Below are 14,265 nucleotides of genomic sequence, written 5' to 3'. Positions count from 1 at the left end.
AGTTATCGAGCCAACAAATAAAGGGCAGGCGCCTGCCGGATTGAGCAAATCCGGGGTCCGCCCCGCCTCTGCCCATACGAACCCACTCTCGACAACATCTACCGGCGTACGCCGCTTAGCATGTTCGGGTTTGCGCCGAAAGCGCTATGCGCCGAACAGATTCAAGGATCATGTCTCTTACTCCGAAGATTATCTATACCCTCACCGATGAAGCGCCGGCGCTTGCAACCCGTTCGCTGCTGCCCATCGTCCAGGCATTCGCCAAGCCCGCAGGCATTACGGTTGAGACGCGCGACATCTCTCTGGCCGGCCGCATCATCGCGCTGTTCCCGGATTACCTGGAAGACAGCCAGAAGCTGTCCGACGCCCTGGCCGAGCTGGGCGCGCTGGCCGTCAAGCCCGAAGCCAACATCATCAAGCTGCCGAACATCAGCGCCTCGATGCCCCAACTGAAGGCGGCCATCAAGGAACTGCAAGAACAAGGCTACAAGCTGCCCGACTATCCGGACGCCCCCGCCAACGACACCGAACGCGACGTCAAGGCGCGCTACGACAAGGTCAAGGGCAGCGCCGTGAACCCGGTTCTGCGTGAAGGCAACTCCGACCGCCGCGCGCCGCTGTCGGTGAAGAATTACGCCCGCAAGCACCCGCACAAGATGGGCGCCTGGTCGGCGGATTCGAAGTCGCACGTGGCGCATATGTCCGAAGGCGATTTCTACGGCACCGAAAAGTCGGCCCTGATCGCCGATGCCGGCGACGTCAAGATCGAACTGACCGCCGCTGACGGCACGAAGACGGTCCTGAAGGAAAAGACCCCGGTCAAGGCCGGCGAGATCATCGACGCCGCCGTGCTGTCGACCGCCAAGCTGAAGTCCTTCCTGCAAGCCCAGATCGACGACGCCAAGACCACCGGCGTGCTGTTCTCGGTGCACTTGAAGGCCACGATGATGAAGGTCTCTGACCCGGTCATCTTCGGCCACGTCGTGTCCGTGTTCTACAAAGACGTGCTGACCAAGCATGCCGCCGTGCTCAAGCAAGCCGGTTTCGACCCCAACAACGGCATTGGCGACCTGTACGCCAAAATCCAATCGCTGCCGGCTGACCAGCAAGCCGCGATCACCGCCGACATCGACGCCGCCTACAAGACCCTGCCGCAACTGGCGATGGTGAATTCCGACAAGGGCATCACCAACCTGCACGTGCCCAGCGACGTCATCGTCGACGCGTCCATGCCCGCCATGATCCGCGACTCCGGCAAGATGTGGAACGCCGAAGGCCAGCTGCAAGACACCAAGGCCGTCATTCCCGACCGCAGCTACGCCGGCGTCTACCAAGCCGTCATCGACGACTGCAAGAAGCATGGCGCCTTCAATCCGGTCACGATGGGCAGCGTGCCCAACGTGGGCCTGATGGCGCAAGCTGCCGAAGAATACGGTTCGCACAACAAGACCTTCGTCGTCCCGGCATCGGGCACCGTGCGCGTCACCGACGCCTCGGGCAAGGTTCTGCTGGAACAAGCCGTGGAAGCCGGCGACCTCTGGCGCATGTGCCAGACCAAGGACGCCGCGATCCAGGACTGGGTCAAGCTGGCCGTCAACCGCGCCCGCGCCAGCAAGACGCCCGCCGTCTTCTGGCTGGACGAAAAGCGCGCTCACGACGCCCAGATCATCGCCAAGGTCAAGCAGTACCTGAACGACCACGATACCAGCGGTCTGGACCTGCGCATTCTGGACCCGGTTGAAGCCACCAAGTTCTCGGTCAAGCGCATCCGCGAAGGCCTGGACACGATTTCGGTCACCGGCAACGTGCTGCGCGACTACCTGACCGACCTGTTCCCCATCATGGAGCTGGGCACCAGCGCCAAGATGCTGTCGATCGTTCCGCTGGTTGCCGGTGGCGGCCTGTTCGAAACGGGCGCGGGTGGTTCGGCGCCGAAGCACGTGCAACAGTTCCTGGAAGAAGGCTTTCTGCGCTGGGATTCGCTGGGCGAATTCATGGCGCTGGCTGAATCCCTGGATCACCTGGGCCGCACGTACAAGAACCCGACCGCTCAGATCCTGGCCAAGACGCTGGATCAGGCAACCGCCAAGTTCCTGGACGAAAACAAGTCGCCGGACCGCAAGGTCGGCGGCCTGGACAACCGTGGCAGCCACTTCTACCTGGCCATGTACTGGGCCCAGGCCGTGGCCGCACAAACCGACGACCGCGCCCTGGCTGCGCAGTTCGCCGGCGCTGCGGGCGCGTTCGCTGAAAACGAAACCAAGATCGTGGAAGAACTGAAGGCGGCCCAAGGCAAGCCGGTTGACATCGGCGGCTACTACCAGCCGAACGAAGACAAGGCCAGCCAAGCCATGCGCCCCAGCGCCACGCTGAACCAGGTGCTGGCCTCCATCGGCTAAGCGTCACCGTCTGGCGGCGTTTGCCGCCAGCACAAAAAAGCCGGCAGCCTTTCAAAGGGCTGCCGGCTTTTTTATTGGGCTTGCGATCTGGCCTGCAATCTGGCCTGCAATCTGGCCTTCGATCCGGCTTGCGATCCAGCCTGCAATCTGGCTTGCACGCTTACTGCGCCGGTGTTTGGCCCCCGCACATCCGTTGGCGGAACGCGTTGTCGATATCCAGCCGCCACACCGCACGCTTGTCGCCCGGCAAACGCGGCGCCACGCCGTTGATGGCGGGATAACGCCCGGCGTCATCGTCCCGGCCCCAGATCCAAAACCGTGCGCCGTCGGCGGACGCGCAAAGCCGCGCGGTCAAATCTCCGTTTTGCACCAGCACGCGCTTGCCGACGACGGGGTCGAACTCGGCCGCGTCATACAGTTCCTTGCGCCAGTTGTCGCGGGTGGGAATGGCGGGGTCCAGCCAGTCATCCACAATCCAGGCAGGTTCAGACGCCTGCGTGTAGAACCCCAGATCAAACGGCAACGCATGCAGGGCGACCTGCGTATCTTGCGGCCGGATTTCACCACGCAGTTCCTTCATGGTCGGCCCGGCGCTGCCGCGCGGGTTGGATGCCGCCGCCACAATCGCCCCCAGACAGACAGCCACCGCCACGCCGATTGCAATGCTTAAGGCCCGCCGCTTGCCCGCCGCCCAGACGGGCGCGATACGTTCACTGAGCAGGAACGCCAGCGGCGGAAACACCGGCAGCACGTAGCCAATCAACTTCGATTGCGGGATGGAAAAGAACACCACCACCACCGTGATCCAGATCGCCATCAGCCGGCGCAAGCCGTGCGGATCGGCGTCACGCCAGAAGCCGCGCGTGAAAATTGCCGCCCCCCAGATCGACCACGGCAAGGCCAGGCCCACCACAATCGGCACATAGAACCAGAACGGCTGCGCGTTGTTGAAGCCACTTTGCGCAAAGCGCTCGAAGTGCTGGTAGACGAAAAAGTAATGGTAGAAGCCCGGAAACTTCATCTGCATCAACGCGAACCACGGCACGGCCACCACGGCGAACGCCAGCAATGCCGGCACCCACAGCAAGGCGCGCATGCCGCGCCAGTCGCGCCGCAGCAGCAGCCAGGCCAGCACGATGGCGCCGGGCAACGCCAGGCCAATCAGGCCCTTGGCCAGCACGGCCAAGGCCGCCAGCACACCGGTTGCCAACGACATCGCACGAAACGGGCGCCCTTCCCCGCGCCGCAAGGCGGTGTCTGCGGCGGCCAGCACGCATAGCGTGATCATGCTGGCGACCAGCATGTCCATATTCGCGAACTGCGCCGCACCGAAGAACAAGGGAGTAAGGCCCAGGATGACGACGGCCCAGCGCGCCTGCGCCACATTGCGGTAGCGCGACACGAACGCATACAGCCCCGCGCCCGCGCCCCACGCGCCCAGCAGCGACGGCACGCGCGCACTGAATTCATGCACGCCAAACAAGGCGTAGCTGATTTGCGCCAGCCAGTAATACAAGGGCGGCTTGTGAAAATACGGCATCCCGTCCAGCAGCGGCACCATGGGCGACTGGCTGCGCAACATCTCCCAAGCCACGCCGGCATAGCGGCCTTCGTCGGGCAGGGTCAGCCAGCGCGCCCACGCCAACGCGGCCAGCCAGACGGCCAGCGCCAGCAGGACCTGCCAGCCGGGAATGGACGTCTGAACCGCAATGCTACGAGAGGCCTGCGCAGTGGGGCTTAGCACGGCGCTCATGCAAGGCGCTCCTGCATCAGCGGGGCGTTGGGCGGGCGCATGAGGCCGGGCACTGGAGGCAAGCAAGACACAAAAGGCATGAAAGTCCGAGGGAAGAAACGTTCAAAAAGACACAACGTGGCACCCATTATGGAAAGGGCCGCGTTGAGTTCTCATGAAATTTCTTACAACGGTCTTAGATTTATTAAGGCGCCGGAGCGGTGCTGGCTCCCCTATTTCGGCGCCGACAAGCGGTCCAGACGCAAGCGCCCACGCTCGTCCGTCAGCCTGCGCATGGCGCCATAGGCCGCCGCCATGGCCGCCATGCCGCTTGCGCCGCACAGCAGAAACATCAGCAAAATCTGGTACTTGGCGGCGTCGATAGGGTCCATGCCGGCGATGATCTGACCCGTCATGATGCCGGGCAAGGTGATGATGCCCGCCGCCGACATCTGGTTGACGCTGGGCACGATGCCGCGCCGGACGGATTCGCGCAGCAGGGTGGAAAACGCCTGATGCGGGGTGGCGCCTAGAGCCAACCGCGCTTCGATCGCCAGTTTTTCGCGGCGCACGCCCGACAGCACGCCGTCCAGCGCCAGACTGGCGGCGTTCAACACGCTGCCCAGCACGATGCCCACCAGCGCAATGGCGTAGCGCGGGTCGAACCAGGGGTCGGGGCGCAGCGCGGTGTTCAGAATGAACATGGCCGTGATCAAGGTGGTGGCCGCGACTGCCAGCGTGCCGACCCAGCCATTGCCATGCCCGGCCAGCCGCGCCTTGGGGCGGGCCGCCACTTCGCGCGCGGCCAGCGCCATCATCACCGCCACCACCAGCGCCGTCAGCCAGGGCGTGGCATGCGCAAACACCACGCGCAGAATATGGCCGACCAGCAGCAATTGCACGACGGTGCGGATCGCCGCCCACAACACCTGGCGCTGCAAATTCAGCCGCAGCGCAAACGAGATCGCCGCGCACAGCAACACCAGCAGCGAGGCGATGACAAGGTCCAGCGCTTGCAGCTTGATCACGTCCATAGCGGCTCCAGTTGGCCGTGCGCCATGCGCCAGGTCCGGCGCGCGAGCCGGTTCGCCTGCTCCGGGTTGTGCGTCACCATCAGGATGGCCGCGCCGCCATCCAGGAAATGCTGCAACGCGGTTTCGACGCGGGCGGTGGCCGCCTGATCCAGCGCCGCCGTGGGCTCATCCAGCACCAGCACGCGTGGCTGTTGCGCCAACGCGCGCGCGAGTCCCAGACGCTGGCGCTCGCCGGTGGATAGCTCGTGCACCAGGGCATCCAGCTTTTCAGGGGACACGCCCAGCGTTTGCATCAGGGCTTCTGCCTGCGTGCGGTCAGGGAAATGGGGTGCGACGTGATCGTCCCACCACCCTGCTTCCGCCTGGCAATACACCACCTGGCGCCGCCATTCGTAGCCCCGCATGCCGGAACGTGGCTTGCCATCAAGCTCGACCTCGCCATGGCCGGGGTCCAGGTCCGCCACTTGGCGCAGCAGCAATGACTTGCCCGACCCGGACGGGCCGACAATCGCGCCGCACTCGCCGGCGGATAGATCCAGGCTGACGGGGGCAAGGCGCTGACTGTACACGCCGCGCAGCCGCAGGACGGGAATCTTGTCAGGGTGCATGCCCACCTCCGGAGAGGGTGCGAGGGGCTGGCCCGCACCCGGCTTGGCTTGGCTTGGCCTGGCTTGGCTTGGCTTGGCTTGGCCTGGCCTGGCCTGGCCTGGCTAACTTGGCCTGGCTTGGCCTAAAGCATATGCGCCAGGAATTCCCGGCTGCGCGCGTGTTGCGGCGCGCTGAAGAATGTAGCGGATGGGGCTTCTTCCACAATGCGGCCGTCGTCCATGAAGATGACGCGGTGCGCCACTTCGCGGGCAAAGCCCATTTCGTGGGTGACGACCAGCATGGTCATGCGTTCGTCCGCCAACTGCTTCATGGTGCGCAGCACTTCGCCCGTCAGTTCGGGGTCAAGCGCCGAGGTGGGCTCGTCGAACAGCATGATGTCGGGTTCCATCGCCAGTGCGCGCGCAATCGCCACGCGCTGCTTCTGGCCGCCAGACAGGCGCGTCGGATAGTTGTCGCGCTTGTTCAGCAGGCCGACCTTGCGCAGCAGTTCTTCCGCCTTGGGGATGATCTGCGCCTTCGTCATGCCCTTCACCGTGATCGGCGCTTCGATGATGTTCTGCAACACCGTCATGTGCGGGAACAGGTTGAACGACTGAAACACCATGCCCATCTTGCGGCAGATGCGGCGCACTTCGGCGTCGCTGGCGTACTGGCTGCGCCCGCCCGGAACCGCGCGCGCCATCGATTCGCCTTCGACGTCGATGCTGCCTTCGTCGATGGTCTCAAGGTGATTCAGGCAGCGCAGGAACGTGCTTTTGCCCGAGCCCGACGGGCCAATCACCGCCACCACTTCGCCCTGCCCCAGGGTCAGCGACACCTGGTCCAGCACGCGATTGGCGCCGAACGATTTGATGATGCCGCTGGCCTGGATCATGACGGGGCGGTCCATACCAGGGCGATCCGTACCGGGGCGGTCCATACCGGGTCGGTCCATACCGGGGCGATCCATACCGGGTCGCTCAGAAGCCATGTCGGCGCTTGCCTGCGGGTTACTGGTCATATTTGGCATAGCGCTTTTCCATGTGCTGGAAGAACCACGTCAGAACCAGCGTCATCAGGAGATAGAAGGCGGCGGCGACCAGGAAAGGCGTGGTCGTGAAATCACGCTGCACGATGCCGCGCGCCGTCCGCAGGATGTCGTTCAGCGCCAGTACGTAGATCAGCGACGTGTCCTTCACCAGCGTGATGGTTTCGTTGCTCATCGGCGGCAGCACGCGCTGCACCATCTGGGGCAGCACGATGCGGCGCAGCGTTTGCAGATAGGTCATGCCCAGCACCTTGCTGCCTTCGTACTGGCCACGATCCACCGACTGAATACCCGCCCGGAAGATCTCGGCGAAATACGCCGCGTAGTTCAGCGCGAACGCCACCACGGCCGCCGGAAAATCCGGCAGCCGCACGCCAATGACCGGCACAAACGGCAGCGCAAAATAGATGAACAACATCTGGAGCATGAGCGGCGTGCCGCGCATGAGCCAGATATAGCCGTTCACCAGACTGCTCAGCAGCGGCCACTTCGAAATGCGCGCCAGGGCCAGCACCAACCCTAAAGGCACCGCCAGGGCCAGGGTGATGAAAAACAGCGTCAAGGTCACTTTCGCGCCTTCCGCCATGGGCCCCAGCAAAGAGAGTACGTAGTCCATTCAGTGGGTTCGCGCGCCGCTTACTTGATGATGTTCGCGCCAAACCACTGGGTGGCGATGCGGCCGGCGGTGCCGTCCTGCTTCATCGAATCCAGCGTCTTGTCCAGCTTGCCCAGCAGTTCGGCGTCGTCCTTGCGCACGCCGACGCCGTAGTCTTCGGTGCCGAAGTTCTCGTCCAGCACGCGGTATTCGCCCGCGCGCTTGCTGATCAGGTAACGGCCCACCACTTCGTCCACGACGATGGCGTCCAGACGGCCAGCGGCCAGATCCATCAGCGCGGTGACGTTGTCGCCGAACTTCTTCACTTCCTTGATCTGGGCGGCGACCGGGTCCTTGGCGATGGCGTCGGTGGCGCTGCTGCCATCCTGCGCGCCGACCACCTTGCCCGCCAGGTCGTTCTTGACCTTCACGGGCGACTGCGTGCCGACGATGATGATCTGGTGGTTGGCCATGTACGGCGCGGTGAAGCTGATGTTCTTCTTGCGCTCTTCGGTGATGGTCAGGCCGTTCCAGAGCACGTCGACGCGCTTGCCGTTGAGTTCGGCTTCCTTGGCGCTCCAGTCGATCGGCTTGAATTCCACTTCCATGCCCAGGCGCTTGCTGGCTTCCTTGGCCATGTCGACGTCAAAACCGACGATCTGGTTGCTCGCGTCACGGAAACCCATGGGCGGGAAGTTGTCATCCAGGCCCACGACGACCTTCTTCGGAGCTGCCGCGCCGGCGGTGGTCGCGTTGTCGCTCGGGCCGCAAGCGGTCAGTAGCGTAGTAGCGGACACGAGGAGAACAGCGGTCAGTTTTTTCATAGTTATGGGTGCGCCAGGCGCAAGAATAAGAATGCCGGAAAGGCTGGACAGGCAGCCGCGAGCCGCCATTTTAGCGTTACTGCCGGACCATGCCGGTTGCGACGGCGTGGCGGGGCGCTGCGGGGCGCGCTGCATGCTAGGCTAGTCCGCTTCATTCGGGAGCCGAGCATGGAATTCAACATCAAGGACGGCGGGGGCAAGCGCATTGGCGTGGCGCAGGTGCGCACGTCTGGCAGCGTGCTGATGGAAGGGAGTTTTTCCCCGTCCCCGCATTTTGAGACCTACGCGGCGCTATTTCAGGCGCACGAAGCTGCCAGACTGGCCAACGAACCAGCGGCCGAATCGGCGGACGAATTGGCAGACGAATTGGCAGACGAATTGGCAGACGAATTGGCAGACGACCCGGCGAAGGATGCCTCATCAAGGCACGATAGCCGCACGTTGCAGGACGATATCGACGGGCACGGCTTCACCGCTGAAGGCCCCCTGCCCCTGCCCGGCAGCGCGCGTATCCACGACCTGCGCATTTCGGGCTCGGGGACGAACCTGCAAATCCGCTTCCGCTTTCCGCCGCCCACGACGGCCAACGCCCCGGCGGACGCATGACGCCCGCCATTCGGCTCGGCCCCCTGGTATTGCCTACGGAACTTGCGCTGTTGATCGCCGCCGGGGTGGTCGGCCTGCTGGCGGCCAAGCTGTTCAATCGCGACCGCGATCGCACCGCGCACTTGAGCACCGTCTTGTGGCGGGCGCTGATCATCGGCCTGCTGGTCGCCCGCCTGAGTTTTGTCTGGCGCTACCGCGACCACTACCTGCCCGATCCGATCAAGATGCTGGACTTGCGCGACGGCGGCTGGATTGGCTTGGCGGGGCTCGCGGCCGCGTGGGCGTATGCCGCCATCGCCGTTCTGCGGCGCCATGCACCGCGCGTGGCCTTGTTGGGTGCGTTGGCGTTGGCCAGCGCCGCGTGGCTGGGCGGCGGGCGCTGGCTGGCCCCGACGCCCCAGGCGCAACCTGAACTGGCCGCGCTGGCGGTCAACAACATGGATGGGGCGCCCGCCACGATGTCGGCCTTTCACGGCAAACCCACCGTGATCAATTTGTGGGCCAGTTGGTGCCCGCCGTGCCGGCGGGAAATGCCGGCCTTCGCGGCGGCACAGGCGGCCAATCCGGACGTCAACTTCGTGTTTCTGAATCAGGCGGAAGCCGCGCAAGACGTGGCACAGTTTCTGGACAAGCACGCGCCCGCGTTACGCAACGTGCTGATCGACCCGGCCGGCGAGGCGTCGCGCAAGTTCAGCAATCGGGGCTTGCCGGCCACTTTGTTCCTCGATGCTGAGGGCCGGTTGGTGGATTTGCGGGTGGGTGAATTGTCCACGGCGTCGCTCGCGCAGCGGCTTGAATCGATAAGGGCGGCGGATAGCGGCGACTAGGGGGGCTTCACCCTAGCGGTCTTCGCGCAAGCGGCCGCCACCCGCAGCGGCACTCACCCTGACGACACTCACCTGACGGCATTTACCCAGGCAGCGTCCATGCCCACGGCAACACCCGCCCCTGCGTCTTGCGTCCGAACAGCCGCAGACGCTGGCCGATATGCGTGGGCACATCCTCCAGCCGCGCTACCAGCACGGGGCCATCGGGCAAGGCGCGCACGGTGGCGATGACGACGAGGTCGAGGGTGTCGTCCGGGTCGCCGACTTTTGACTCGTTGTTTCCTGACTTGTCGCTTCCTGACTCGTCCCTTTTTGACTCGTCCTTTTTAGCCGGCATGACGGTCCACGCCAGCAGCTCGGCATAGTCTGCCGCCACCGGCTGCACCTGGTCATGGCCGCAAGCCGGGCACCATAGCCGCGAGGGATAGAACCGGTGCGCGCAAGCGCGGCATTGATCAATGAGCAGGCTCATGCGCCCTCCCGCGTCAGCACCGCCGCGTTCGCGCACATGCCGTAACGCACCTGGACCATGCCGTAACCGGTGACGACGCCATGGCGCACGCCGCGCAACTGGCGGTCGCCCGCCAGCCCCAACAACTGCCGGGTCACCTCGACCAGCCCGTGCATGCCGCCCGCCGTTCCCGCCTGGCCTGCTGACAACTGGCCGCCCGCAGTATTCACGGGCAGGTCGCGGGTGGCGATACGCCGGGCGATGAAGCCGGGCAAGTCGCCCGCGCTGGCGAAGCCCAGGTCGCATAGCTGCGCCAGCGCCATCGCCGGGTAATCGTCGTACACGCTGACCACATCCATCTCGTCTGGCCCCATGCCTGCCGCCCGCCATAGCGCGGGCGCGAAGGCGGCAATGCCGGTTTCCAGGCCGTCGCCTTCCTGCTGATCGTGGTTGTAGCGGGCCTCGCTTGCCACCAGCCGCACGTGCACGCCTTGCGGGCGGGCGCGCAGCACCAGGGCGCTGGCGCCACTGACCACCGGCACGCAGTCCAGCCGGCTCAAGGGCGGCGCGACGATGGGCGCGTCCAGGTATTGCGCCAGCGTCAGCGGCTGGCGATAGGCCGCGTTGGGGTTGCCGGCCGCCCACTGACGTTGCGCCACGCATAGCGCGCCGTAATCTTCGCGGCGCAGCCCCGTTGCGGCCATCTGCCGCTGCGTCAGCATGGCGAACATGGGGTTCGGCCCTTCGCAGCCCAGCGGGCTCAGGTAGTCTTGCGCGGTACGGTTGTAGCCGCGGACCAGCCCGGCGAAATCCGCACCGGTGAAGTGGTCGCCTGACACCAGCACAATGGTCTCCGCCTGCCCGGCCGCAAGCGCCAGCCACGCCTGACGCAGCAGGTTGATGGCGCTGGCGCCCCCCATCTCGTCCTGCATGCACCAGTTCAGGCGCAGCCCCAGCTGCCACGCCAGGTCAATGGCGCGGTCGGGCCGCAACGTGAACGACGCCACACCCAGGCCGTCCACATGCGCGGTGCTGAGCCCGGCGCTGCGCAGGGCCTGGCCCACCGCCTGCGCCATCAAGCCGGCCGTGGAGCACGACGCATCCGGGTGGCGCAACGCGGGGGTTTCACCGACGCTGACGATGCCGGGGCCGGGGCTGGGGCTGACCGTCACCGTCATTCCGTGTCCTGCCGGGGCGGCTCGCGCGTCAGCAGCAAAGTGATGACGGTGATGGCCGCCATGCCCACCAGGAACCACGCAACCGGCGTGGCCGATTCATATTCACGCAGCAGCGCCATGGCGATCAGCGGCGACAAGCCCCCTGCGAATACCGACGCCAGCTCATGCCCCAGCGCCAGCCCCGTGTAGCGGACTTCGGCGGGGAACAACTCTGCAAAGTAGGCAGGTTGCGTGCCGATCATGGCGGCGTGGCACACGGTGTTGCCCAGGAAGAAGGCCAGGAAAATCCACAGGGGCTCCTTCGTCTGCACCATCCAGAAGAACGGAAACGCCACCAGCACCAAGCCCACCGAGCCAATCAGATACACGGCGCGCCGCCCGATGCGGTCAGACAAATGGCCGAACCACACCAACGTGCCCAGCTCGATGAACATCGACGCCAGCACCCCGCCCAGCATGACGTCGTTGGGAATCCCCAGGAACTTGCCATAGGCCAGCGCAAAGGCTAGAAAAATATACGAGCCGCCGTTCTCGGCCACGCGCAGCCCCATCGCCGTCAGCACCTGACGCGGATAGCGCCGGAACACTTCCACCGCCGGCATGCCGCGCTTGGCCGTCTTCTTGGCTTGCACGAACTCATCGCTTTCGGGGATGTGCTTGCGGATATACAGGCCTACGCCAAAGATCAGCACGCTCAGCAGGAACGGCAGGCGCCAGCCCCAGCTCATGAAGGAATCTTGCGGCAATTGCTGCGCCAGCATGAAGACGCCGGACGACAGCACGAAGCCGCCCGCCACGCCCAACTGGCTGAACGACGAGAAGTAGCCGCGCCGCTTGCCGCCCACGGCTTCACTGATCAGCAGCACGCCGCCGCCCCACTCCCCGCCCGCAGCCGCGCCTTGCACAATGCGCAGCACCACCATCGCCACCGGCGCCCAGAACCCAATCTGCTCGTAAGTGGGCAGCAGGCCGATCAGGAAGGTCGCCACGCCCATCAGCCCCAGCGTCCATTCCAATGCCAGCTTGCGTCCATAGCGGTCGCCGATGTGACCGAAGATCACGCCGCCCAAGGGCCGCGCCAAAAAGCCCACGGCAAAGCCGGCAAAGGCGCCCATCGTGCCCAGCAAGGGGTCGGTGCCTTTGGGAAAGAACAGCTCGCCAAACACCAGCGCCGCCGCCGTGCCGTAGATGAAGAAGTCGTACCACTCCATCGCGTTGCCCGCGACGGAGGCCGTCACCACGCGCCGCGTGCGCTTTCTTTTTGCTTCGTCGGCGGCGGATAACGCCGCCCCCTTGTATGCCATCGTCATTGCCGCCCCTTGGATTTTTGAATGGATCAATGGCGCGTTAGCGCGCCACGCGATAGCCGGCGGCGTCCCGGTCCCAGGTGTCGCCGGTGATACCTTCTTCGCGCAAGCGAAACTTGCGAACCTTGCCGTTCTCGGTGCGCGGCAGATCGTCCAGCACGCGCAGATAGCGCGGCACGGCGAAATACGGCATGCGGGGCTGGCAGAAATCAAGCAGGGCCGCGGGCGTCAAGGTTTGCCCGGGCTTGTAGACCAGCGCGGCCATGACTTCGTCTTCGGCCAATTCAGAGCGCACGGCGTAGACCGCCACCACGGCCACCGCCGGATGCGCCAGCAGCACCTGTTCCACCTCGTACGACGAAATGTTCTCGCCGCGCCGGCGGATGGCGTCTTTCATGCGGTCCAGGAAACGGAAGTAGCCGTCGGCGTCGCGCACCACGCGGTCGCCCGTGTGGAACCACAGGTTGCGCCAGGCCTCGACCGTCTTGTCATCCATGCCGAAGTAGCCGGTGGCAACCGCAAACGGCGGCGTAGCGCGCAGCAGCAATTCACCCGGCTCGCCATCCGGCACGGGCGCGTCGTGTTCGTCAGCCACGATGGCGTCGAACTCCGGCGCCACGCGGCCCATCGTGCCGGGCCGCTGCTGGGCCAAGGTGCCGCCCAGCGCGAAGTTGGTTTCGGTGGAGCCGTAGCCTTCCAGCAGCGCGATGCCCGTGCGCTCGGTGAAGGCCGCGTGAAAGCGCTCGGGCACGCCGGGCGCCAAGGCGATGCGGGTGCGATGCCGGCGTTCGGACGCGGCGGGTTCATGCGCCAACAGCATCGGCACCATCGCGCCCAGCAGATAGGTGACGGTGGCGCCTGTGGCTTCCAGCCGGTCGAAATAACGGCTTGCGGAAAAGCGTTCGTCGCAGATGATGGACGCCCCCGTCACCAGCGCCTGAAAGCACGCGTTCAAGGCATTGGTGTGGAACAGCGGCAAGCTCGTGTAGAGCACGTCGGCGTCGGTGATTTCAAGATTGCGCGCGGCGATCTTGCCCCACCAATAGAACTGCGCGTGCGGACAGCACACGCCTTTGGACAAGCCCGATGTGCCTGAGGTGTACAAGATGGCCAGCATGTCGCCGGGGCCGATGTCAGCCGCAGCAGGCAACGGGGCGGCGGCGGCATGCTGCGCGGGTGGCGCGGGTGGCGCGCTCGCGGGCGCGGGCAATCCCGCCACGTCGGCCACCTCGTCCAGCAGCCAGATCTGGCGCAGCGCCAACGCGTCGTGTTGCGTTGCGTGTTTGTCGTCATTGCCATCCTGCATGGCTGGCATGGACGCAAGCGCCGCCAACGCGGGACAGGACGCCGCGTCCGCCACCAGCAGCACGCAGCCGCTATTGGCCAGGATGTGCCGCAGCTGCATGCCGCGCGACGCGGTGTTGATGGGCACCACCACCGCGCCCAGCCAGCCGCAACCCAACACGATGGACAGGAATTCGTGCCGGTTGCCGGCCATGAGGCCCACGCGGTCGCCCCGTGCAACACCTGCCGCCGCCAAACGCGCGGCCCAGCTTGCGGCGTGGGCCGGCGCGTCGCCGAAACGCAGCGCGCCACCGGGCGCTTGAACCCACAGACGATCGCCCAAGCGGGCGCCCTGCTCCACCAATAACGACGGCAATGTCAACGCATGCATG

General features: G+C 65.3%; 13 protein-coding genes. 3 read left to right on the top strand and 10 right to left on the bottom strand.

The features are described 5' to 3' along the window. Positions 1-170: 170 nt before the first annotated feature. A complete protein-coding gene (locus HV765_RS02325; RefSeq protein WP_175168638.1) occupies positions 171-2,399 on the top strand; it encodes an NADP-dependent isocitrate dehydrogenase in 2,229 nt (742 codons plus the stop codon). Between the two features lie 160 nt (positions 2,400-2,559). Here HV765_RS02325 and HV765_RS02320 read toward each other — a convergent pair whose 3' ends face one another. From HV765_RS02320 to HV765_RS02295, 6 genes are all read right to left on the bottom strand, one after another. After that, positions 2,560-4,152 carry an ArnT family glycosyltransferase gene (locus HV765_RS02320; RefSeq protein ID WP_175168637.1) on the bottom strand — a complete coding sequence of 531 codons (1,593 nt, stop codon included), beginning with the start codon at positions 4,150-4,152 and terminating at the stop codon, positions 2,560-2,562. Between the two features lie 212 nt (positions 4,153-4,364). Continuing rightward, positions 4,365-5,165, bottom strand: a complete 801-nt coding sequence (locus HV765_RS02315) for an ABC transporter permease (protein ID WP_175168636.1) — start codon at positions 5,163-5,165, stop codon at positions 4,365-4,367. Continuing rightward, positions 5,156-5,773: an ABC transporter ATP-binding protein gene (locus HV765_RS02310; RefSeq protein ID WP_175168635.1), complete on the bottom strand. Its 618-nt coding sequence runs from the start codon at positions 5,771-5,773 to the stop codon at positions 5,156-5,158. The genes HV765_RS02315 and HV765_RS02310 overlap by 10 nt, the downstream gene beginning before the upstream one ends. A 122-nt stretch (positions 5,774-5,895) precedes the next feature. Then, positions 5,896-6,648: an amino acid ABC transporter ATP-binding protein gene (locus HV765_RS02305; RefSeq protein ID WP_175169471.1), complete on the bottom strand. Its 753-nt coding sequence runs from the start codon at positions 6,646-6,648 to the stop codon at positions 5,896-5,898. A 115-nt stretch (positions 6,649-6,763) separates the two neighbouring features. After that, a complete protein-coding gene (locus HV765_RS02300) occupies positions 6,764-7,417 on the bottom strand; it encodes an amino acid ABC transporter permease (RefSeq protein WP_054422969.1) in 654 nt (217 codons plus the stop codon). 20 nt (positions 7,418-7,437) lie between these two features. Next, a complete protein-coding gene (locus tag HV765_RS02295) occupies positions 7,438-8,220 on the bottom strand; it encodes an amino acid ABC transporter substrate-binding protein (protein WP_054422967.1) in 783 nt (260 codons plus the stop codon). 168 nt (positions 8,221-8,388) lie between these two features. Between HV765_RS02295 and HV765_RS02290 the strand changes: the two genes are divergently transcribed. Together HV765_RS02290 and HV765_RS02285 are read left to right on the top strand one after the other, a co-directional pair. Then, a complete protein-coding gene (locus HV765_RS02290) occupies positions 8,389-8,826 on the top strand; it encodes a hypothetical protein (RefSeq protein WP_175168634.1) in 438 nt (145 codons plus the stop codon). Next, complete coding sequence (locus tag HV765_RS02285; protein ID WP_175168633.1) at positions 8,823-9,653, top strand: TlpA disulfide reductase family protein; 831 nt, start codon at positions 8,823-8,825, stop codon at positions 9,651-9,653. Before HV765_RS02290 ends, HV765_RS02285 begins: the two co-directional genes overlap by 4 nt. Positions 9,654-9,735: 82 nt before the next feature. Here HV765_RS02285 and HV765_RS02280 read toward each other — a convergent pair whose 3' ends face one another. From HV765_RS02280 to HV765_RS02265, 4 genes are read right to left on the bottom strand one after another with little or no spacing between them, the layout of a single operon-like run. After that, positions 9,736-10,125, bottom strand: coding sequence for a Zn-ribbon domain-containing OB-fold protein (locus tag HV765_RS02280; protein ID WP_175168632.1), 390 nt, complete (start codon positions 10,123-10,125; stop codon positions 9,736-9,738). Then, positions 10,122-11,282: a thiolase family protein gene (locus HV765_RS02275; protein ID WP_175168631.1), complete on the bottom strand. Its 1,161-nt coding sequence runs from the start codon at positions 11,280-11,282 to the stop codon at positions 10,122-10,124. Before HV765_RS02275 ends, HV765_RS02280 begins: the two co-directional genes overlap by 4 nt. Continuing rightward, positions 11,279-12,592, bottom strand: coding sequence for an MFS transporter (locus tag HV765_RS02270; RefSeq protein ID WP_054422957.1), 1,314 nt, complete (start codon positions 12,590-12,592; stop codon positions 11,279-11,281). Before HV765_RS02270 ends, HV765_RS02275 begins: the two co-directional genes overlap by 4 nt. Positions 12,593-12,629: 37 nt before the next feature. Beyond that, positions 12,630-14,264 carry an ATP-dependent acyl-CoA ligase gene (locus tag HV765_RS02265; RefSeq protein WP_175168630.1) on the bottom strand — a complete coding sequence of 545 codons (1,635 nt, stop codon included), beginning with the start codon at positions 14,262-14,264 and terminating at the stop codon, positions 12,630-12,632. Position 14,265 lies beyond the last annotated feature (1 nt).

Origin of the sequence: Achromobacter kerstersii (assembly GCF_902859595.1) — a bacterium.
Lineage (GTDB): Bacteria > Pseudomonadota > Gammaproteobacteria > Burkholderiales > Burkholderiaceae_B > Achromobacter > Achromobacter kerstersii.
The sequence above is the reverse complement of the archived record's forward strand: the minus strand, read 5'-3'. Positions and strand labels throughout refer to the sequence as shown.